A 20,247-nucleotide genomic window follows, 5' to 3' on the forward strand; every position below is an offset into this window, starting at 1 on the left:
GTCACTCGGCGAGCTCCGGGATCGCGCGGAACAGCTCGAGCGCCTCGGGGTTGGCCAGCGCCTCGACATTCTTCACCGGCCGCCCGTGCACCACGTCGCGCACCGCAAGCTCGGTGATCTTGCCCGAGCGCGTGCGGGGGATGTCGGGCACGGCGATGATCTTCGCCGGCACGTGCCGGGGCGAAGCGTTGTCGCGAATCACCCGCCGGATGCGCTCGCGCAAGGCATCGTCGAGCACCTGGCCCTCCTTCAGGCGGACGAACAGGACCACGCGCACGTCGTTCTCCCACTCCTGCCCGATCACCAGAGCCTCCTGGATCTCCGGCAGCGTCTCAACCTGGCGGTAGATCTCGGCGGTGCCGATGCGCACGCCCCCCGGGTTCAGCACGGCATCGGAACGGCCGGTGATGACGAGCCCCGCGACCCCGTCCTCATGCTCGATGATCTCGCACCAGTCGCCATGGTGCCACACGCCTGGGTAACGCTCGAAATAGGCGGCGCGGTAGCGCGCTCCGTCCGGGTCACCCCAGAAACAGACGGGCATCGAGGGGAAGGGCTTGAGGCAGACGAGCTCGCCCTTCCGCCCGCGCACCGGCCGCCCCGCCTCGTCGAACACCTCGACGGCGCAGCCCAAGGCGCGCATTGCGAGCTCGCCGCGGCGCACCGGCCCCTCGGGGTTGCCCAGAGCGAAGCAGCCGACGATGTCGGTGCCGCCCGAGATCGAGGCGAGGAGGAGGTCCTCCTTGATCTCGCGGTAAACGAAATCGAAGCTCTCCGGGATCAGGGGGCTTCCGGTGGAGAGCATGGTGCGGAGGCTCTCGAGCCGGTGGCTCGCACGGGGCTTGAGGCCCGCTTTTGCCACGCTGTCGATATATTTCGCGCTTGTGCCGAAGATCGTCATCCCCTCGCGGTCGGCGAGGTCGAACAGGGCGGAGGCAGAAGGGTAGAACGGGTTGCCGTCGAAGAGCAGAAGCGTCGCCCCGGCCATCAGGGCCGAGACCTGCCAGTTCCACATCATCCACCCGAGCGTGGTGAAGTAGAACAACCGGTCATCGGGCTTGAGGTCGGTGTGCAGGAGGTGTTCGGAGGCGTGCTTGAGCAGCACCCCCCCCGCGCCGTGGACGATGCATTTCGGCTTCCCGGTCGTTCCGGAGGAATAGAGGATGTAGAGCGGGTGGTCGAACGGCAGGCGCTCGAAGGCGAGCGGCGCGCCCCGGTGCGGCTCCGTCCATGCCTCCCAGGTGACGGCCTTGGGCAGCGCGAGGGCTGCGTCGTCGCCGATGAACGGCACGATCACGAGGCGTTCGACCGAGCGGAGGCCCGCCATGATCTCGGCGATCTTCGCCGCGTTCCGGAACAGCTTGCCGCCGTAGCGGTAGCCGTCGGCGGCGATCAGCACGCGCGGCGCGATCTGGCCGAAGCGGTCGAGCACCCCCGAGGGGCCGAAATCGGGGCTTGCCGAGGAGAAGGTGCCACCCGCGGCGTTGGTACCGATGAGGGCGGCGATCCCGTGCGGGATGTTGGGGAGGTAGGCGGCGACGCGATCGCCGAGCCTGAGGCCGTGCGCGCGCAGGGCGGCGGCGACGGCGGCGGTTTCCGCGCGGAGGCGGTCGCGGCTCCAGGCGAGTCGCTGCCCGTCCTCGCCGGTAAAGACGATCGCCTCCTTTTCGCCCGCGTGGCGGAGGATGTTTTCGGCGTAGCTGAGGCGGGCTTCGGGGAAGAAGCGCGCGCCCGGCATGGCCTCGGGGTTCTCGAGCGCCGCGTCGCCCTTGTGGCCGATGATTCGGGCGAAGTCCCACAGCGCGGTCCAGAAGCCGCCGATGTCCTCGACCGACCAGCGCCAGAGGGAGGCGACGTCGGGCACGGCGATGCCGCGCGCGCCGAGCCAGAGCCGGAAGGCGCGGAGATTGGTCGCCGCCGCGCGGACCGGATCGGGCCGCCAGAGGATCTCGCTCATGCCGTTCCTCCCTCGCCTCTTGAGCGGGCTGGAATGTCCTCTTCCGCCCCGGGCGAGGCAAGCGGCAAGGGCCCTTGCCCGGGGGGCAGGGCTTCGCTAGAAGGCCGCGTTCCCGACAGCGGGCGCGCCTGGCGCCCGTGCGCGACGGTTGGGGCCGTAGCTCAGTTGGGAGAGCGCGTGAATGGCATTCACGAGGTCAGGGGTTCGATTCCCCTCGGCTCCACCAGTCGGGATCGGGTGTGAGCCGGGCCTGAGGGTGGCCCCACAGCGGCCCCTCTTCGCGTTTGGCGAGTGCGTCCGCCCGTGAGGTTCAAGGCGGCATTGGGCTGGTTCTCCCGTCAGAGAGACGGTTTCGTTGCGAGTGTGGGCGGGTTCCCGGGCGCCTGAGGCGCGTGGAGCGCGGCCCGAGGTGTGGTCGCGCCTTGCGTGGTGTGCTCGTCACTCGTTGACGATCGGCTTTGCGTCGATAGGGCCGCCACTCGTGGCCCTTGGGCCTTCGCGATTCGAGCCCCTGAAGATCGGGTCTGCTTTGGAAGCCAAGCGGCTGCTCGATCAGCGCGCCGTGCCGGTTTTGACCCCCTGAAGATCGGGTCTGCTTTGGAAGGCGGGCCTACAACGCCGCGCTTGCTGCCGGCACTGAGTTTTGACCCCCTGAAGATCGGGTCTGCTTTGGAAGGGTTGCGATCGAGGCGTGGGTCGCCCGGCATCGCGTTTTGACCCCCTGAAGATCGGGTCTGCTTTGGAAGGATGGTGGCACGTGTGGCCACCACGGAGACGGTTGTGTTTTGACCCCCTGAAGATCGGGTCTGCTTTGGAAGGATGCAGAATATTGCGAAGAAGACGCGGCGGAGTTGTTTTGACCCCCTGAAGATCGGGTCTGCTTTGGAAGCGATACGCTTGATCAGTTTGGCTTCCCAGATAGTTTTGACCCCCTGCAGATCGGGTCTGCTTTGGAAGTTACTGCGCTCATCGCAACCGCCAACAAGGAGGCGTTTTGACCCCCTGAAGATCGGGTCTGCTTTGGAAGCGATGCGGCGGTCGCGGAGCTTACGCCCTACGCGAGTTTTGACCCCCTGAAGATCGGGTCTGCTTTGGAAGCTATGAGACTGACGCGCCTCCTGGCGAGACTGTTTTGACCCCCTGAAGATCGGGTCTGCTTTGGAAGCTGGGGCGCGAGGGGAACCCGATTCACCCGATCTGTTTTGACCCCCTGAAGATCGGGTCTGCTTTGGAAGAGATGAAGGAGGGGTCATGAACGATAATCTCGAGTTTTGACCCCCTGAAGATCGGGTCTGCTTTGGAAGCGCTAAGTATTGCCGTCGTGGGTATAGGTTTCTCAGTTTTGACCCCCTGAAGAACGGGTCTGCTTTGGAAGTCCTGGCCGAAAGGCGAAGGGTAGTGGCGAGCATGTGTTTTGACCCCCTGAAGATCGGGTCTGCTTTGGAAGGCGAAGGAGGCAGCCCACAACAAACAATACGTCGGTTTTGACCCCCTGAAGATCGGGTCTGCTTTGGAAGCCACATCGGCCGGGCTGATGAATGTGATGCCCAGGGTTTTGACCCCCTGAAGATCGGGTCTGCTTTGGAAGCAGGAGCGGCTCTAGGCTGATTGCGTCACGCCGGTTTTGACCCCCTGAAGATCGGGTCTGCTTTGGAAGGGCCGCATCATGGCTTTTCAAACCGTTGATCAGGTTTTGACCCCCTGAAGATCGGGTCTGCTTTGGAAGGCGATGCGTGTGGCGTCGAAAGTCGGCCGCATCATGTTTTGACCCCCTGAAGATCGGGTCTGCTTTGGAAGGGGCGAAGCCGACGTTCTTTTGAATCGGTTCGCCTGTTTTGACCCCCTGAAGATCGGGTCTGCTTTGGAAGGGAACGAAAGGGAACAAGACGATGCGTAAGATGATGTTTTGACCCCCTGAAGATCGGGTCTGCTTTGGAAGCGGATGTGCTGGCGATGACTCTCGATCGTGTGAGTTTTGACCCCCTGAAGATCGGGTCTGCTTTGGAAGACGGAGGCCTGAATGCGCATCCGCCACCTTGTAGAGTTTTGACCCCCTGAAGATCGGGTCTGCTTTGGAAGGGCAGCCGTCGGCCGAGCTGCGCGCCTGCGGCTGGTTTTGACCCCCTGAAGATCGGGTCTGCTTTGGAAGGGCAAGCCGAAGCAGCACATGCTGCATCAGCATCGTTTTGACCCCCTGAAGATCGGGTCTGCTTTGGAAGGGCTTGCCTCGTGTCAAGCCTTGTCTTTGAGGCGTTTTGACCCCCTGAAGATCGGGTCTGCTTTGGAAGATTGAAGGGGTTCGGATGCTGAATCTCACTCCGCACGTTTTGACCCCCTGAAGATCGGGTCTGCTTTGGAAGATGCAGATATTCGGGCTCTTGACCCAGACCTTCCGCGTTTTGACCCCCTGAAGATCGGGTCTGCTTTGGAAGGAAGCGCCGAATGGCGCATGATGCACCCATGCAACGTTTTGACCCCCTGAAGATCGGGTCTGCTTTGGAAGTCCGTGGTGGGAGTCGGCAACACCACGGTTCGTTTTGACCCCCTGAAGATCGGGTCTGCTTTGGAAGGCTGGAAGAGATGGTGCGTGCGCCGGGGGCAGCGTTTTGACCCCCTGAAGATCGGGTCTGCTTTGGAAGGTTCCCGTGGTGGCGCGCCAGTTTGGGGAGGTTACGTTTTGACCCCCTGAAGATCGGGTCTGCTTTGGAAGGAAGCGCAGGAAATGCTTGTGCGGCGACTGGGTTTTGACCCCCTGAAGATCGGGTCTGCTTTGGAAGTCACGAAGCCCGGCGCATGGGGCGCGGGGCAGTAGGTTTTGACCCCCTGAAGATCGGGTCTGCTTTGGAAGCCCTACGCGCTTCAAGATTGTGAAGGGAATCCGATGTTTTGACCCCCTGAAGATCGGGTCTGCTTTGGAAGACTACCGTTTCAAGCGCGCCGCACTCTTGGCGGGTTTTGACCCCCTGAAGATCGGGTCTGCTTTGGAAGAGAGCCTTGAGATGATGCATCGATGCCCCGTTGGGTTTTGACCCCCTGAAGATCGGGTCTGCTTTGGAAGCTCGCACGGTCTGAGGCATGTGATGCCGAGGCCGAGGTTTTGACCCCCTGAAGATCGGGTCTGCTTTGGAAGCACGCGATCGGCGCGAAAGCGAAACAAAAGCAGTTTTGACCCCCTGAAGATCGGGTCTGCTTTGGAAGGGCGCGCGCATTTGGGCAGGTCACGGGCCTGCCCGAGTTTTGACCCCCTGAAGATCGGGTCTGCTTTGGAAGAGAGCCGCGGGTTTCACATCTCGGCTCTCGAGCGCGTTTTGACCCCCTGAAGATCGGGTCTGCTTTGGAAGGCTCCCCCTCGAAAAACCCAACGATGTCAATGAGCTCCACACAATCTTCGCACATCCGAGGCGGGCGCGCAAACCTGTCCTCCAAACCTCTCACACACCAACCCCACCACCGCCCGAACGAAGGGCACCGCCCACACGCGCAAACCCGCGCGACCGCGCCTCCCCAACCACAATCCCCTCCGGCAACCCACACCCGATCGACACCACCTCGGCCGCCTCAGGCACAGGCCAGGCGCGAACGTCATCACGCCGCGGATTGATCAAACAGGACAGGCCAAACCACACCTCCTCAAACTCCGCCTCCGTCCATAACCCAAGAAACAAGGAAAACTGAACCCGCAGCGCACGACGCTCAAGAAACCGCGCCACACGCCGAAGACGCATCCGCGAGCACCGAGCACCGGCGGCCGACAGGCAATGCTGCGGCGGTGTCGCGCGCCGCTACGGCATATCTCGCACGCCCTCGCGTCAGGACCTGACGGGTGCGCGCGGAGTGCCGGCGGCAGTTGCGCCGCGGCCCTCCGAGAGCGTCCATTGGCGAGCCGAACCATCCGAGCTGGGGGGCAGAGCATCCGATCGGCCTCGCGATCATGCGCGTGGGAACGCGGATGTCGCCTTTCACAGCATCTGCGCGGCCGCCCCCGCGGCGGCCGTCGTCGCCACCGCCGCCCAGGCGGGAACCCTCCAGAGAACGAGCGCTGCGAAGCACGCGACCGCGATCGCGAAATCCTCAGGCGTCTTCACGCTCGAGAGGAAGATCGGGTCGTAGAGCGCCGCGAGCAGGATCCCCACCACAGCGGCGTTCACGCCGCGCAGCATGGCTTGGGCGGTGGGCTCTCCCCGAACCCGGTCCCAGAATGGCAGCATCCCGTAGATCAGGAGCAGACCGGGCAGGAAGATCGCCACGAGCGCGATCGCCCCGCCGAGCACCCCGTTCGGGCTCGGGGTCGCGGCGGCGCCGAGGAAAGCGCCGAAGCTGAAGAGCGGGCCCGGCACGGCCTGGGCGACGCCATAGCCGGCGAGGAAGGTATCGGCGCTCATCCAGCGCGGCACGAAACTCGTCTCGAGCAGCGGCAGCACGACATGCCCGCCGCCGAACACGAGCGCCCCGGCGCGGTAGGCCGCCTCGAACAGGGCGAGCGCATGTGGCCCCTCCGAGGCGAAGAGCGGAAGCGAGACGAGCAGCACCCCCGCAAGCACGAGCGACGCCACGCCGGTTCGCCCCGGTACCGCGGGCCGCAGCGTTCCCTCCCTGTGCGTCGCGCCGTCGCGCAGCACGAGAAGCCCAACACAGCCGCCAGCGACGATCACGCCGATCTGCGTCCAGGCGCTCGGCACGACGAGCAGAGCGAGCGTCGCCGCGACCGCGATCGTGCCGCGCGTCCGGTCGGGGCAGAGGCTCCCCGCCATGCTCCAGACGGCCTGCGCCACCACCGCGACCGCCACGAGCTTGAGGCCGTGCACCACGCCCGCGCCCACGCCGCCGGAGGCGAGGTCGACGCCGTGCGCGGCAAGGAGCATCACGATCGCGGACGGCAGGGTGAACCCGAGCCAGGCGGCGAGACCGCCCGCGAGCCCGCGGCGGAGGACGCCGATCGCGAAGCCGGTCTGGCTGCTCGCGGGCCCGGGCAGGAACTGGGCGAGCGCGACGAGGTCGGCATAGGCACGGTCCGTGATCCAGCCGCGGCGGGAGACGAACTCCTCGCGCAGATAGCCGATATGCGCCACAGGGCCCCCGAAGGAGGTCAGGCCGAGGCGGAGGAAGACGCCGAGGATCGCGGCGAAGCCGTCGCGCCGGCCTGGGGATGTGGCATCGGGCACAGCGCTCACGCCGCCCGAGCGTCTTCGAGGATCATGTCGGAGGCTTTCTCGCCGATCATGATCGCCGCGGCGTTGGTGTTGCCCGAGACAAGGCTCGGCATGATCGAGCAATCGACCACGCGCAGGCCGGGCATCGCCTTCACTCGAAGCCGCTCGTCCACCACCGCGCGGGGATCAGGCCCCATCCGGCAGGTGCTTGTGGGGTGATAGACGGTGGAGGCGCGGGCGCGGATATGCGCCATCAGCGCTGCGTCATCGGTCGCCTCCGGACCGGGCTCGACTTCGGCCGCGACATAGGGGCGGAGCGGCGGGGCGTGCAGGATCGCCCGGAGCTTCTTGAGGCCGGCGAGCAGCGTGGCGCGGTCGGTCTCCGTGGAGAGGTAGTTCATGCGGATCTCGGGCGGAGCGGCGGGGTCGCGCGAGGTGATGCGCACGCTGCCGCGGCTTTCGGGGCGGAGCTGGCAGACATGCGCCATGAAGCCCGGGAAGGGGTGAAGCCTGTCGCCCATCCGGTCGGTCGAGAAGGGGATGAAGTGAACCTGCACGTCGGGGGTCGCGAGCCGCGGGTCGGTGCGGAAGAAGGCGCCGGCGTGGCCGGCGGCGATCGCAAGCCACCCGGAGCGGGTCAGCAGCCACTCCAGGCCGAGCCTCACCCGGCCGATCAGGCTCGTCGTCATGTCGTTGAGCGTGATCGGGCGGGTGCAGCGCATCACGCAGCGCGCCTGGAGATGGTCCTGCAGGTCGGTGCCGACGCCGGGGAGGTCCTTCACCACGGGGATACCGAGCGAGGCGAGGAGCTCCCCCGGCCCAAGGCCGGAGCGCTGCAGGATCGCTGGGCTGCCGAAGGCGCCGGCGGAGAGGATCACCTCGCGCCTCGCCCGAACCAGCTGTTCGACGCCGCCGCGGCGGAACACCACGCCCGCGGCGCGGCCGTCCTCGATCAGAACCCGGTCGGTCAGCGCCTCGGTGATGACGGTGAGGTTGCCGCGCCGCCGCGCCGGGTGGAGATAGGCCACCGCCGCAGAGCAGCGTCGGCCGCGGCGTGAGGTCGTCTGGAAATAGCCCACTCCCTCCTGCACCACGCCGTTGAAGTCGCGCGTGCGCGGCAGGCCCTCGTGAACGGCGGAGGCGATGAAGGCCTCCGTCAGTTCGTGCGTGTGCGGGTCTGACACGCTCAGGGGCCCGTCGCCGCCGTGCTGGTCGTCGGCGCCGCGGACATTAGCCTCGGCGCGTCGGAAGTAGGGGAGCACGTCGTCGGCCGACCAGCCGGGGTTGCCGAGCTGGCGCCAGTGGTCGAAGTCCTCCCTCTGGCCGCGGATGTAGACGAGGCCGTTGATCGAGGAGGAGCCGCCCAGGACCTTGCCGCGCGGCTGGTAGACCCGCCTTCCGTTCAGTTCCGCCTCCGGAGCGGTCTCGTACATCCAGTTGACGGTGCCCTTGCGGAACAGTTTCGCGTAGCCGAGGGGGATGTGGATCCAGAGGTCTCGGTCCTCCGGCCCTGCTTCAAGCACGGCGACGCTGTGGCGCCCGTCGGCCGAGAGGCGGTTCGCCAGCACGCAGCCGGCGCTGCCCGCGCCGACGATGACGAAGTCGAAGGTGCCGATGGTCGGTTCCTGGGGGTGCTGCATCCTGCCGCCGTTTCCTCGCCCGTCCCGGGGTTGCCCTTGTTGCCCCACATCACGCCACACGGTCTCGCCGAGGGCCAGGGGGCGTGCTTCGGGGCGATCGCCGGCGGCGTGATCCGACCCGGGCCTTCACCCTCAGGTGGAGGACGCGGGCGTGTCGGAACATCTTACAGTTCGGGTTCACACCCGTGGCGCGCGTCCGCAACGCTCTGGAGCTGCACGGTTTTCTCGTGCAACACGGATATTGCTGCGAAACTTCGCGGCTGGCGGAGAGAGGCCTTCCCGGCGGCGTGGCGACCGGAAAACAACACGCAGCGACACGGAGTAAGGCTCATGAAAAGGACAGTTCTGGCGGGGGTGGCGGCAGCGGGCCTAGAGCAGATCGCATACGGCTGGAAACAGCCGTAGGCGTGAAGATGCTCGCAAGATAAGGCCAGAGCGGTTTCCACTCATCTGGAAACCGCTCTAGCGCTCGCGTCACCGACCGCACAGGCGGCGCCAACGATCGGCACCACCGCCGCCAACAACGACGTCATCGGCCAAGTCAGGGGCTGGTTCGGTGCGCAGTGGTATCTGATCGCAGGCGCGACCACCACGGTCGAGGTGTTTTACATCGGCCGGGAGGCCCGCTGGGACAACACCTTCACGATCGGCGGGTCGACCTACGGGCCTTTCGCGAATACCAGTGGCATCTCGATGCTGTTCGGCGGAACGGAGGCGCCGCAGCAGCTGGCCAACGCGTCGATCAACCCCCGGCTGATCGAATTCTCCTTCACGACGCCGAACGATACCGTCACCAACGGCAGCAACCCGGGCCAGGCGTTCGCTCCGGAGTTCTGGTCGGCGGTCTACACCTGCGACCTCTCGGAGGCGAACCTCGCTACCTCCTGCGCCTGGGGCACGGGCAGCACGGCGAGCAGCGGCAACACACTGATCCTCGCTCTCGATGACGGTGGTGGCGGGCGGGACGACAACCACGATGACCTCGTGATGGTCATCCGAATCTCGAACGGCAGGTTCGAGACTCCCGTTCCCGAGCCCGCCACGCTCGGGCCGCTCGGGGCAGGCCTGATCGGGCTCGGCTTCGTCGCCCGCCGACGCCGCAGGGCCTGACTGTTACAGAGCCGTGTCGGAAAACTTTACACTCTGACGGGGTGACGTTCGGGGCGGTGCCGCAGGGCACCGCCCTTTTCGTTTGCGCTCGCGTCCGATCCCGGCTTGCCGTCGTCGCCCGGGGGGGTAGGAATGGGGCCTCGGCCCCGCCCCCAAAGCCCCTCTGGAGACCACACGCCCCATGAACGGCGCCGAAAGCCTCGTCCACACCCTGCTCGCCTCTGGCGTCGACACCTGCTTCGCCAATCCCGGCACCTCGGAGATGCACTTCGTCGCCGCGCTCGACCGGGTTCCGGGCATGCGCTGCGTGCTCGGCCTGTTCGAGGGGGTGGTGACGGGCGCGGCCGACGGCTACGCCCGGATGGCCGGCAAGCCCGCCGCCACCCTGCTTCACTGCGGGCCCGGCCTCGCCAATGCGGCCGCGAACCTGCACAACGCCCGGCGCGCCCGCTCGCCCATGGTCAACGTGGTGGGTGACCATGCCACCTACCACCGCGCCTGGGATGCACCGCTCACGGCCGATGTCGAGGGGATCGCGCGGCCGTTCAGCGACTGGGTCAGAAGCGGGAGGAGCGCCGCCACCATCGCCGCGGACGGCGCCGCCGCGGTGCAGGCCGCCCGCACCGCCCCGGGCCAGATCGCGACCCTGATCCTTCCCGCCGACACGGCCTGGGGCGAGGCGGACGGCCCTGCCGCGCCGCTGCCGGTGCCGGCGCCCGCTCCCGCCTCGCCGCAGCAGATCGAGGGGGCGGCGCGGCTTCTGCATCGCGACGGCGCGAAGGTTCTGCTCCTGCTCGCCGGAGCGGCGCTCGCGGAGGCGGGCCAGCGCGCCGCGTCCCGGATCGCCGCCGCCACCGGCGCCGGCCTGCGCGCCCAGATGTCGAACGCCCGGGTTGCCCGCGGCCAGGGGCGATACCCGATCGAGCGCGTGCCCTACCCGGTGGACCATGCCCTCGCCGCTCTCGCCCCCTACACCGCCTGCATCCTGGTCGGCGCCAAGCACCCGGTGGCCTTCTTCGCCTATCCGGGCAAGCCGAGCTCGCTGCTTCCCGAGGGCTGCACGGTGCACGTGCTCGCCCGGCCCGACCAGGACGTGGCCGGGGCGCTCGAGGCGCTCGCCGAGGAGGTGGCGCGCGGTGTGGCCCCGCCGCCCGCCAACGCAGGGCCGCGCCCCACGCCGCCCGGAGGGCCGGTGACCTGCGAGGGGATCGCCCGAACCGTCGCAGCCCTGATGCCCGAGGGCGCCATCGTGGTCGACGAAGGCGTGACCACGGGGCGCGGCTTCTTTGCCGAGACCCATGCCGCCCCGCCGCATGACTGGCTCCAGCTCACCGGCGGCTCGATCGGCGAGGGGCTGCCGCTCGCGCTCGGTGCCGCGATCGCCTGCCCCGACCGCAAGGTGATCGGGCTGCAGGCGGACGGCTCTGCCATGTACACGGTGCAGGCGCTGTGGAGTCTTGCGCGCGAGCGCTGCGACGCCACGATCGTCGTGTTCTCGAACCGCAAATACGCGATCTTGCGCCACGAGCTGATGGCCGTCGGCGCCAACCCTGGCCGGACGGCGCTCGACATGCTCGACCTCGGCAACCCCGACATCGGCTGGGTGAAGCTTGCCGAAGGGATGGGGGTGGAGGCGGCGATCGCGCCCGACCTCGACGCGCTCGCTGACCTGATGCGCGCGGCGATGGCGCGCCGAGGCCCGTTCCTGATCGAGCTTCTGGTGCCCTGACGGCCAGGGCGCTGGGGCGCTCTCGGGCCGGACGTCCCGGCCGCAGGCGCAGCAAACCGAGGGCGCTGCGCGGGCGGACGCTCCGCCGCCGCGTCGGCCGGGCGTCAGGCCGTGAAGCCGCGCCCCAAGCCCATACGCGCAAGCAGCTGCTGGTAGGCGACCGACATACGGTCAGCCAGGATGTGCGCCTCGAACGTCAGATCGAGCGGCAGGTCCTCCGGCTTCTGGCGTTCGACGATCGCCTGGTCCTCGGCGAAGATCCGCGCGTTGAAGGCATGCACCGGCTCGACCGGATCGTTCACCCCGAAATTCTTCGCGATCGGCACGAAGAGCCGTGTCTTCCGTGCCGAGACGGGCGAAGCGGCGTTGAGGATGCACAGGCGGTCCTCGCCCGGGAAATGGATGGTCAGAAGAGCGCAGAAGGGCGGGAACACCTGGAAATGGCGAAGCCACAGGAACCCTTCCGGCGTCGGCTTCTCCTGGCCCTTGGGCCAGTTCGGAACGGTCGACCAGTAGTGGCTCTCCACCCCGCGTTCGGTGGGGGTGACCTTGTAGGGAGGAACCACCGGGTTGTCGGGGTCGGCGAAGGTCTCGGCATGCACCCAGGCGAAATGGGCGACGTCGAGGAAGCCCTCGACCTGCCGCCCCGCCGAGCCCGCGATGTCGACGAAGGGCGGGGTGACCCTCTGCCAGGCGGGGTCGTCCCAGGCGGGGAACACGGGAAGCCCCTCCTCGGCCGGGAGGTCGCCGGCAAGCCTCGTCCAGACGAGGCCGAAGCGCTCGACCGCCGGGAAGGTGGCAACACGCATCCGCGGCGGGATCGGCCGGTCGGGATGGGCGGGGATGAGGCGGCAGGCCCCGTCGGGGGCGAAGCGGAAGCCGTGATAGGGGCAGATCACCGTCTCTCCCTCGGTCCAGCCCAGAGAGAGCGGCGTGCCGCGGTGCGGGCAGAGGTCGCGCGCCACTGCAACCTTGCCCTCCGCCGTGCGCCACACGACAAGCGGCACGTCGAGCAGGCGAACCGAAAGCGGCTTTCCCCTGCCTCCGGGAGCCGGGGGCTCCACTGCCTCCGACCAGGCGACGGGGTGCCAGCAGCGGGAAAGAACGTCCCAGTCGGTCTCGGCGAAGGTGAGGTCACGCGGAGGAGGGAGGCTCGTCTCACGTGCGGAGGGCTCGGTCAGCATGGTCTCGGTCGAAGAGCTTCGGGTGGCGTGCCGTTGCCCCAGAACATCGGCGCATGGGAGGGTTGCGCGCAAGGTATCCCACGCCTGAGCCCTGATGCGACGCCGCTCCCCCTCCCTCCTCTCGCTCCTCGCCGCCCTGTGCCTCTCCGACGCGGCGCGGGCGGAGGCGCCGATCCCGCTTCTGGAGCCCCCCCGTCTTCCCGGGCTGACCGACGCGCAGCGGCAGGCCCATGCGCGTTGGCTCGGGCAGAACCTTGCGCGCGCGATCGCCTTCGGGCCGAACGGGACCTACGGCGCGGCGTGGGGCAGGAAGACTCTCGAGGAGGCGAGGGCGGCGGCGCTCGAGGCGTGCCGCCGGCGCACAGGCGGCGCTGCGTGCGCGCTCTACGCGGTCGATCTCGCGATCGTCGCGCCCGGGCGTGAGTGGTCGCCGCCGGTTCGGCCGCCCGAAACGGTCGGGATCGGCCGGGCGATGGCGTGGGAGATCGTCCCCGACCAACGCTATCTCTGGCGTGGCCCGACGGCGGCCCACGGCGCGATCGTGTTCGGCCACGGCCGCGGCCTGCCGGACCAGGACAATCGCGGCCAGCAGCCGCAGCCCTGGGTCCGGCACGTAAACAACGCGGGCTACGACGTGTTCCGGTTCGATCGTCACCCAGGAACCGACGATGAGCGCCGCGCCGCCGCCTGGCTGCGCGAGGGGCTCGGGCAGCTGCGGGCGCTCGGCTATCGAACGATCGTCGTCTCGGGCCAGTCGCGCGGGGGGTGGAACGCGTTGCAGATGCTCTCGGTGCCGGGGCTTGCGGAGGCAGTGATCGCCATCGCCCCTGCCGCCCATGGCTCCTACGTCTCGATGAACCTGCTCGGCCAGCTCGACCAGCTCCGTCGGCTCTCGGCCGAGGCCGCGAACAGGCAGGCCCGCGTCGCCGTCGTGCAGTTCGCCGAAGATCCATTCATGGCCGACAACGCGGCGCGCGCGGCGATCCTTAGGGAGGTGCTCGCGCCGCGCGTCTCCTCCTTGCTCCTGATCGACCGGCCAGAGGGCTTCTCCGGCCACCACGCCGGGGGCACGGGGCAGTTCAGCGAGCGGTTCGGTCCCTGCCTCGTCGCCTTCGTCGCCGCGCCGGTTCCGCCCCGCTCCTGCTGAACGCTAGCGAGCCGGGCTTGCGCGTGCGGCCGCCGCAAGCCCCGCCATGACGCAGGCGGCCGACGCGAAGAGGCCGCGGAAACCGGCAAGAGGGAGGAGAAGCCCGGCCACGGCCGCGCCAATCGCCTGGCCCACGAACAGCGAGAAGGCGAAGGCGGCCATCCCGGTCGCTCGGCTCTCAGGGGCGATCTCCGACCCGCGCGCCTGCAGCACGCCGTGGAAGGAGGCGAGGGAAAGCCCGCCGAAGAAACTCACCGCGCCGAGCCACGGCGTAGGCGGGGCGGCGGCGATCGCGCCGAGCCACAGGACAAGCCCGGCGCCGCCGCCGGTGAGCAGCCCGCGCTCGCCGAAGCGCGCAACGAGCCGCCCCGCGATCCGCGTGTAGAGAAGGGCGCCGAGGCCCGAGGCGCCGAGCACGAGCCCCGCCACCGAATAGGACAGGCCATAGCCCTCGACCAGGAAGGCGCCCAGGAAGGGCGGTGCGGCGAAGGCGACCGCCCCCTCGACCCCGACGAGAAGCAGGAGCCGACGCGCCGCGGGCCGCCTCAAAAGCGCGAGATAGCGCGCGACCGCCGAGCCATGGGCGTGCGGCGGTGGCGGTCCCATGGCCCGGGCGGCGTGCCACAGCGGCACGGCGGCCGCAAGCGCTGCCGCACCCAGAGCCGCGAAGACGGGGCGCCAGCCCACGACGTCGCCGGCGACCCCCGAGAGCGGTGCCGCGGCGAGGTTCGCGAGCACCATACCGGTCATGAACCGCCCGAGCGTCGCCTGCCGCTCGGCATAAGGGGTGGTGTCGCCGATGAGGGCGATCGCGACCGGGATCAGCCCCCCGGCGAAGGCGCCGGCGAGGCAGCGCAGAGCGACCAGGGAGCCGAGCCCAGGTGCTGCGGCGGCAGCGGCGGTCGCGGCACCGTAGAGAGCCATGCAAGCGGCGATCAGCCTGAGCTTGCCGAATCGGTCACCGAGCGGGCCGAGCACGGGCTGGGCGAGGCCGTAGGCGAAGGTGAAGGCGGCGACGGTGGCGGCCGCAGCGGCGACGGTGGCCCCGAAACCGGAGGCGATCGCGGCGAGCAGCGGGTCGGCCACGCGCATGCCGGCGCCGGAGAGGAAGGCGGCGAGGATGAGCACGGACAGCGGCGGCGCGGCGGGGGGCACGGCGCGATCCTCGCCGACCGCGCCCGATCGCGCCAGATGCTTGCCCGGAAGAGCCGGCCGCCCACACCGCTCTCCACCGGCCGGGCGCGCAGCCCACTCGCCCTTCCGCCGTTTCCGTTGCGACTATGCATCGTCACGGTTCTGTCGTTGTCCAAGGAATGGTCGCGGGTAGCGTCACATTGTCCTGCACGGAGGTCCCCGATGCGCCGCACCCTCTTCGCCCTTGCCCTCCTCACCGGCCAGGCCGCCCAGGCCAACGCCCTCGAGATCGTCCCCCTCGACGCTTCAGTGCCGCTCAGCCTCGGGCGCTTCGCCTTCGAGGGCGGCAAGATTCTCGACCTCACGATCGGCATCGGCAGCGCTGCCTTCCGCGGCCCCGCCGACCCCCCCGACGTGATCTGGACCGTCTCCGATCGCGGCCCGAACATCGCCTGTTCCCAGGCAGAGGCGATCACCGGCCTCGCGCGCGACAGGATCTGCGCCGCTGCGCGCAATGGCAGGATCTACCCGCTGCCGCACTACGCCCCCTCGATCTACCGGCTCAGGCTCGACACGGCGACCGGCCTGTTCCACGTGACCGACGTCATCGCGCTGCGGACGCTCGACGGCACGCCGATCGACGGGATGCCGAACCCGCTCACGGTTGCGAGCACCGAAACACCGCTCGACGGCAGGGGACGGACGCTCGCGCAGAACCCCTCGGCGATCGACGCCGAAGGCATCGTCCGGCTCAGCGACGGCAGTTTCTGGATCGGCGAGGAGAACGCGCCCTCGATCCTGCACGTCGCCCCGGATGGGCGGATCCAGCTTAGGATCGTGCCCGAGGGCACGGCCAAGGACTTCGCCGGCGCCGGCTACCCCGTCATCGAGGGCCTGCCGGCGATCATCACCCGCCGGCAGATCAATCGCGGCATCGAGAGCATGGCGGTCAGCCCTGACGAGCGCTTCCTCTACTTCATGCTGCAGAATCCGCTCGCCAACCCCGACGCCGCCGCCTTCCGCGCTGCCAAGAACACGCGGCTTTTCAAGTTCGACCGCGTCGAACTCCGCCCCGTCGGCGAGTTCGTCTACCAGCTCGACGACCCGAGGAGCTTCCGCAACGACCCCTCCGACAACCAGTCCGACCCGCGGATCAGCGAGCTCACCGCGATCGGCGCCGACCGGCTGATCGTGCTCGAGCGGACGGAGGCGACGACCAAGCTCTACGTCGTCGCGCTCGACGGGGCGACCGATATCCTGCGCAGCCGCTGGTCAGACCCGGCGACGCGGCCGAGCCTCGAGCAGACGAACGATCTCGCCTCGATCGGCATCGTTCCGGTGCGGAAGCGGCTCATCTTCGACAGCGCCGACCATCGCGACATCCCGCCCAAGCTCGAGGGCGTCGCTGTCCTGCCCGGCGGCGCGCTTGCGGTGATCAACGACGACGATTTCGGCATCACCGGCGAACGGACACGCGTTCTCGTGCTGCGCGGGCTGGCGCTCGAGTGAGCGGGCGCGCCCCGGCCGGCGGGCTCAGCCGGCGGCGGCGGGGCGCTGCGGCGGATCGCGCGGTCGTTGACGCCGGCTCTCCGTCCTGAGCTGGCCGCAGGCAGCGAGGATGTCGCGACCGCGCGGGCTGCGCACCGGAGCGGCATAGCCCGCGTCGTTGACGATCGCGGCGAAGGCGCGGATTGCCGACGCCGTCGAGGTCTCGTAGGGCGACCCGGGCCAGGGGTTGAAGGGGATCAGGTTCACCTTGGCAGGGATGCCGCGGATCAGGCGCACGAGAGCGCGCGCCTCCGCCGGGCTGTCGTTCACCCCCTTGAGCATCACGTACTCGAAGGTGATTCGACGCGCGTTCGAGGCGCCCGGGTAACGCCGGCAGGCGGCCATCAACTCGGCGATCGGATACTTCCGGTTGAGCGGCACGAGGATGTCGCGAAGCTCGTCGGTCACCGCATGCAGGGAGACAGCGAGGTTGACGCCGAGCTCGGCACCGCAACGGTCCATCATCGGAACGACGCCGGAGGTCGAGAGCGTGATGCGGCGTCGCGAGAGCGCAATCCCCTCCGCGTCCATCGCGATCCGCATCGCCTTCGCGACATTGTCGTAGTTGTAGAGCGGCTCTCCCATGCCCATCAGAACGATGTTGGACAAGAGCCGCGGCGCCTCCCCCTTCGGGCTCGGCCATTCGCCATAGGCGTCGCGCGCGGCCATGAACTGGCCGATGATCTCGGCAGCACCGAGGTTGCGGACGAGGCGTTGCGTGCCGGTGTGGCAGAAGCGGCAAGAGAGGGTGCAGCCGACCTGGCTCGAGAGGCACACCGCACCCCGCGGCTCGTCCGGGTCGGGGATGTAGACGGTCTCGGCCTCCTGGCCGTCGCGGAACCGGAACAGCCACTTGCGCGTTCCGTCTTCCGAGAGGCGATCCGCCACCGCCTCGGGCCGGCCGACCACGAAGGCTTCGGCGAGTCGCGCCTGCATCGGCCGGGAGATCGTGGTCATGCGCGCGAAATCGGTCACGCCCTGGTGGTAGATCCAGTGCCAGAGCTGCCGCGCGCGCAGCCTGGCCGACCGCTCATCCTCGCCGAGCCCGATCAGCAACGCCGCGATCTCCTCGCGCGTGAGGCCGAGAAGGTCGCACCGGCCGTCGGCGAGGACGGGCTCGGGCGGGGCGAACAGAGCCGCCTTGGCGCCGATCCGCTCGGCCTCCGCCGCGGCGAGGGGCGTGTTCACCGACAGGCCTCGGAGATTGCGCGGCGGGCGGCGGTGAAGCCGCGCAGGCTGAAGAGGTCGGTCACCGTGCCGCCGCGCGGGCCGGGCCCCGACAGCCTCAGCGCCCGGCCGCGCTCGAAGGCGGTGACGGCGGCCGAGCGGTCGCGCGCGTAGGCGGCCTCGCCGACGGCGAAGAAAGCGAGCGCCGTGTTGCCGCCCGCGGCCTCGACCGTGCCGGCCGGTTCGGCGTCGGCGGGGTAGGTGTAGCCCGCGCGGACCGCCACCTCGTCACGCGACCGGCCGCGATGGGTGAGCATCAGAACCACCTCGCCGCGGCCCTGCAGGGAGGGGCTCGAGGCGGCGGCGCGGGTGAAAGCGTAGCACACCTTCTGGCCGCGTTCGGTGAGCGTGGCCGCCTCCCAGTCTTCGAACCGGCCGATCAAGGACGGGCCGCCCGAGGCTTGGGCCTGCGGCTGCTGAGCCGGGCGCTGCGGCTGCTGCGCGGACACCGGAAGGGCCGCGACGACCGCCGCGGCGAGGAGCGTGCCGAGAACTCTCATGCAGGCTGACATAGACCCCGCTCGCCCCTGCCTCAAGCCGATCCCTCCTCGCTTTCGCGTAAGAGCGCAGGGACACCGCGCCGGAAGCGCGGCCTGCCGTGGCTGTGGCGTTCGGCTGGCCCCGCAGGGCCGCCGGCCGCGACCGGGCGCTCGGGGAAGCGGCCGTGCACGAGCAGCCGGTCGTACATCACGATCGCTGCGGCGACGGCGAGGTTGATCGCGAACCGCGTCGGGATCCGCACCACGAAGTCGCAGCGTGCGAGCATTTGCCGCGACAGGGAGGCGCGCTCCGGCCCGAACACATAGGCCGCCTGGAGCGGGTGGCGGAACGAGGGCAGCGGGATCGCGCCCTCGACGAGCTCGACGCCCACGAGGCGCGCCCGTTCCGGCAGTGCCATGGCGTCGGCGGAGGCCCAGCGATAGAAGGGAAGGTGCCGCGTTGAGTCGGAGGTGTCGGCGATGCGCGTGGCCGCAAGCCCCGGGCTCTCGCCCACCGTGAACAGGAAGGCGGCGCCGAAGGCATGCGCGGTGCGGAACACCGCCCCGGCATTGCCCGGCTTGCTTACCCCCTCTAGGCCGATGCCGAACCACCCGCGCGACCCTTCCATGCTGCGATGCCGCTCCCTGGACCCAGACCGATCACCGACCCTGTGGACGACGCGGTCGCCGCCCAGTACGAGGCCTATCCCTACCCGGCGCGCGACGCGAGAGACGAGGCGCGTCGGCTCGTCGTCGGCAGCCCTCCTTCCTCGCCGAGATCGACCACTGGGTGTTCGGCGCACGCCGCGACCCCGCTCTGCCGCTCCCCGCGCGCGTCGAGGCGGCGCGTCGGCTCGTGCGCACCCTGCCCGCCACGCATTGGCTCGCCCGGAACCGCCTGATCACCGACCACCTCGACGGCGGGGATGCAGGGCTTGTCGACCTCCTGCTACGCGGGCGCGACCGGCCCGATACCGTGCCCGCCTTCCGGTCGCTGCTTGCCGCCGTCGGGCTTGTGCCGACGGTTCTGGTCGAGCCGGTGCGCTACGACCCGCTGACCTGGCTCACCGACCCGCGGCTGCGCGAACGCGCCGCCGCCCTGCCATAGGCAGAGCGCGAAGCGCTGGCCGAGGCACTCTCGGGGACGATGGCGACGCACATCGCCTATCTCCGCCGTGCGGCCGAGCCCTGGACGCCGCCCGACCCGGAGGACGCCACGCTGATCCCGGTGCTGCGCGACCTCGACGGGCCCGCCTTCGCCGCGTCTCTCAGCCCTGGGCAGAGGATCGCGCTCGATCTCGACGGGGTCCGCGCCCAGATCGCGAGTCCGCCGCTCGGGCCGGCGATCCTTGCGCGGATCGACGGCAGGGCGTCGTTGGGCGCGGTCCTCGAGCCGGTTGCAGCGAAGGCCGGGGCGGAGGGCGCCTGGCGCGACTGGCGCGCTCTCTCTGCCGGGCTCAACGCGGCCAACAAGCTCCTGCTCGCCGTACCGCCGGGCGGCTGAGGCCGGCACCCGCGACGCACGCGCTGGCTCTCAGGCGCAGAGGCGCAGCGGCCGGCTCTGCGCCACGCCCGCCGTCTCGTGCACCATCTCGACCACGATGGCGATGCCCTCCGGCGAAGCCTCCAGCCCTTTGCGGCCGCGGCGCGGCAGGGGGATACGCAGCGCCCGGCAGCGGCGTATCAGCAATGCGGCGATCTGTGTGGCGGTCATCTCCGCCTCCGTTCGCTCAGAGCTGCCAGGGACAGCGAGGAGGAGGCGAAGCGAGAGGGACTGGGGCAGGACGACGAGGTCCCCGATCGCCGCGCCGCGCGGCACGAGGCCGGGGGCGATCTCGACGAGATGCGCCCCCACCGCCTCGCGCAGAGCGGCGAGCCCAAACAGGATCCGCCGGCTTTCCTCGACTGCCATCGCCACCTCCCCGCCTTGCGTCGCCGCCCC

Annotated in this window: 16 protein-coding genes, 1 tRNA gene and 1 CRISPR repeat array; of the genes, 7 read left to right on the forward strand and 10 right to left on the reverse strand. The window is 69.3% G+C overall.

Features of this window, described 5'->3' with window-relative positions; genetic code table 11:
- Position 1: 1 nt before the first annotated feature.
- Positions 2–1,957, reverse strand: a complete 1,956-nt coding sequence (locus tag KO353_RS09575) for an acetoacetate--CoA ligase (protein ID WP_218284442.1) — start codon at positions 1,955–1,957, stop codon at positions 2–4.
- 150 nt (positions 1,958–2,107) lie between these two features.
- Between KO353_RS09575 and KO353_RS09580 the strand changes: the two genes are divergently transcribed.
- Positions 2,108–2,183 (forward strand) — tRNA-Ala (locus KO353_RS09580).
- 274 nt (positions 2,184–2,457) lie between these two features.
- A CRISPR array of direct repeats spans positions 2,458–5,298; the repeat unit is 36 nt; unit sequence GTTTTGACCCCCTGAAGATCGGGTCTGCTTTGGAAG.
- 90 nt (positions 5,299–5,388) lie between these two features.
- Here KO353_RS09580 and KO353_RS17070 read toward each other — a convergent pair.
- The 3 genes from KO353_RS17070 to KO353_RS09595 all read right to left on the reverse strand — a co-directional run bounded on the left by KO353_RS17070 (position 5,389) and on the right by KO353_RS09595 (position 8,747).
- A complete protein-coding gene (locus tag KO353_RS17070; RefSeq protein ID WP_407928186.1) occupies positions 5,389–5,682 on the reverse strand; it encodes a CRISPR-associated endonuclease Cas2 in 294 nt (97 codons plus the stop codon).
- 234 nt (positions 5,683–5,916) lie between these two features.
- Entirely contained in the window at positions 5,917–7,128 is a 1,212-nt protein-coding gene (gene chrA, locus KO353_RS09590) for a chromate efflux transporter (protein WP_456236909.1), read from the reverse strand.
- Positions 7,125–8,747, reverse strand: a complete 1,623-nt coding sequence (locus tag KO353_RS09595) for a GMC family oxidoreductase (RefSeq protein WP_218284444.1) — start codon at positions 8,745–8,747, stop codon at positions 7,125–7,127. Before KO353_RS09595 ends, chrA begins: the two co-directional genes overlap by 4 nt.
- Positions 8,748–9,347: 600 nt before the next feature.
- On the opposite strand from KO353_RS09595, the gene KO353_RS09600 reads away from it, so the two are divergent.
- Both KO353_RS09600 and KO353_RS09605 read left to right on the forward strand, forming a co-directional pair.
- Positions 9,348–9,857, forward strand: coding sequence for a PEP-CTERM sorting domain-containing protein (locus KO353_RS09600; RefSeq protein ID WP_218284445.1), 510 nt, complete (start codon positions 9,348–9,350; stop codon positions 9,855–9,857).
- A 181-nt stretch (positions 9,858–10,038) separates the two neighbouring features.
- Positions 10,039–11,586 carry an acetolactate synthase large subunit gene (locus KO353_RS09605; RefSeq protein ID WP_218284446.1) on the forward strand — a complete coding sequence of 516 codons (1,548 nt, stop codon included), beginning with the start codon at positions 10,039–10,041 and terminating at the stop codon, positions 11,584–11,586.
- Between the two features lie 104 nt (positions 11,587–11,690).
- Here the strand turns inward: KO353_RS09605 and KO353_RS09610 are convergent, their stop codons facing one another.
- Positions 11,691–12,770, reverse strand: a complete 1,080-nt coding sequence (locus KO353_RS09610; protein WP_218284447.1) for an aromatic ring-hydroxylating oxygenase subunit alpha — start codon at positions 12,768–12,770, stop codon at positions 11,691–11,693.
- Positions 12,771–12,864: 94 nt separating this feature from the next.
- Here KO353_RS09610 and KO353_RS09615 point away from each other — a divergent pair, with 94 nt between their 5' ends.
- Positions 12,865–13,917, forward strand: a complete 1,053-nt coding sequence (locus KO353_RS09615; RefSeq protein WP_218284448.1) for an alpha/beta hydrolase — start codon at positions 12,865–12,867, stop codon at positions 13,915–13,917.
- Positions 13,918–13,920: 3 nt separating this feature from the next.
- On the opposite strand, the gene KO353_RS09620 is transcribed toward KO353_RS09615, so the two are convergent.
- Positions 13,921–15,072 carry an MFS transporter gene (locus KO353_RS09620; RefSeq protein ID WP_218284449.1) on the reverse strand — a complete coding sequence of 384 codons (1,152 nt, stop codon included), beginning with the start codon at positions 15,070–15,072 and terminating at the stop codon, positions 13,921–13,923.
- Between the two features lie 201 nt (positions 15,073–15,273).
- Between KO353_RS09620 and KO353_RS09625 the strand changes: the two genes are divergently transcribed.
- Positions 15,274–16,560, forward strand: coding sequence for an esterase-like activity of phytase family protein (locus KO353_RS09625; protein ID WP_218284450.1), 1,287 nt, complete (start codon positions 15,274–15,276; stop codon positions 16,558–16,560).
- Positions 16,561–16,584: 24 nt separating this feature from the next.
- Here the strand turns inward: KO353_RS09625 and rlmN are convergent, their stop codons facing one another.
- Genes rlmN through KO353_RS09640 form a run of 3 tightly spaced genes read right to left on the reverse strand, consistent with a single transcriptional unit; the run spans position 16,585 to position 18,934 of the window.
- Entirely contained in the window at positions 16,585–17,787 is a 1,203-nt protein-coding gene (rlmN, locus tag KO353_RS09630; RefSeq protein WP_218284451.1) for a 23S rRNA (adenine(2503)-C(2))-methyltransferase RlmN, read from the reverse strand.
- On the reverse strand, positions 17,784–18,326 hold the full coding sequence (locus KO353_RS09635; protein ID WP_218284452.1) for a hypothetical protein: 543 nt from the start codon (positions 18,324–18,326) through the stop codon (positions 17,784–17,786). The genes rlmN and KO353_RS09635 overlap by 4 nt, the downstream gene beginning before the upstream one ends.
- Before the next feature lie 32 nt (positions 18,327–18,358).
- Complete coding sequence (locus tag KO353_RS09640) at positions 18,359–18,934, reverse strand: RNA methyltransferase (protein WP_218284454.1); 576 nt, start codon at positions 18,932–18,934, stop codon at positions 18,359–18,361.
- A gap of 161 nt (positions 18,935–19,095) precedes the next feature.
- Between KO353_RS09640 and KO353_RS16470 the strand changes: the two genes are divergently transcribed.
- On the forward strand, positions 19,096–19,413 hold the full coding sequence (locus tag KO353_RS16470; RefSeq protein WP_235691779.1) for a hypothetical protein: 318 nt from the start codon (positions 19,096–19,098) through the stop codon (positions 19,411–19,413).
- A 39-nt stretch (positions 19,414–19,452) separates the two neighbouring features.
- Positions 19,453–19,809 (forward strand): hypothetical protein, encoded by a 357-nt coding sequence (locus tag KO353_RS16475; RefSeq protein WP_235691780.1) that lies wholly within the window; start codon positions 19,453–19,455, stop codon positions 19,807–19,809.
- 30 nt (positions 19,810–19,839) lie between these two features.
- Here KO353_RS16475 and KO353_RS09650 read toward each other — a convergent pair whose 3' ends face one another.
- Positions 19,840–20,217, reverse strand: a complete 378-nt coding sequence (locus tag KO353_RS09650) for a hypothetical protein (protein ID WP_218284456.1) — start codon at positions 20,215–20,217, stop codon at positions 19,840–19,842.
- Positions 20,218–20,247 lie beyond the last annotated feature (30 nt).

Origin of the sequence: Elioraea tepida (assembly GCF_019203965.1) — a bacterium.
GTDB lineage: Bacteria > Pseudomonadota > Alphaproteobacteria > Acetobacterales > Acetobacteraceae > Elioraea_A > Elioraea_A tepida.

Bases quoted from the DNA above. Each gene is read 5' to 3' on its own strand.
- KO353_RS09575 (WP_218284442.1), bottom strand. From the start codon at position 1,957: ATGAGCGAGATCCTCTGGCGGCCCGATCCGGTCCGCGCGGCGGCGACC.
- KO353_RS17070 (WP_407928186.1), bottom strand. From the start codon at position 5,682: ATGCGTCTTCGGCGTGTGGCGCGGTTTCTTGAGCGTCGTGCGCTGCGG.
- KO353_RS09595 (WP_218284444.1), bottom strand. From the start codon at position 8,747: ATGCAGCACCCCCAGGAACCGACCATCGGCACCTTCGACTTCGTCATC.
- KO353_RS09605 (WP_218284446.1), top strand. From the start codon at position 10,039: ATGAACGGCGCCGAAAGCCTCGTCCACACCCTGCTCGCCTCTGGCGTC.
- KO353_RS09610 (WP_218284447.1), bottom strand. From the start codon at position 12,770: ATGCTGACCGAGCCCTCCGCACGTGAGACGAGCCTCCCTCCTCCGCGT.
- KO353_RS09615 (WP_218284448.1), top strand. From the start codon at position 12,865: ATGCGACGCCGCTCCCCCTCCCTCCTCTCGCTCCTCGCCGCCCTGTGC.
- KO353_RS09625 (WP_218284450.1), top strand. From the start codon at position 15,274: ATGCGCCGCACCCTCTTCGCCCTTGCCCTCCTCACCGGCCAGGCCGCC.
- KO353_RS09635 (WP_218284452.1), bottom strand. From the start codon at position 18,326: ATGAGAGTTCTCGGCACGCTCCTCGCCGCGGCGGTCGTCGCGGCCCTT.
- KO353_RS09640 (WP_218284454.1), bottom strand. From the start codon at position 18,934: ATGGAAGGGTCGCGCGGGTGGTTCGGCATCGGCCTAGAGGGGGTAAGC.
- KO353_RS16475 (WP_235691780.1), top strand. From the start codon at position 19,453: ATGGCGACGCACATCGCCTATCTCCGCCGTGCGGCCGAGCCCTGGACG.
- KO353_RS09650 (WP_218284456.1), bottom strand. From the start codon at position 20,217: ATGGCAGTCGAGGAAAGCCGGCGGATCCTGTTTGGGCTCGCCGCTCTG.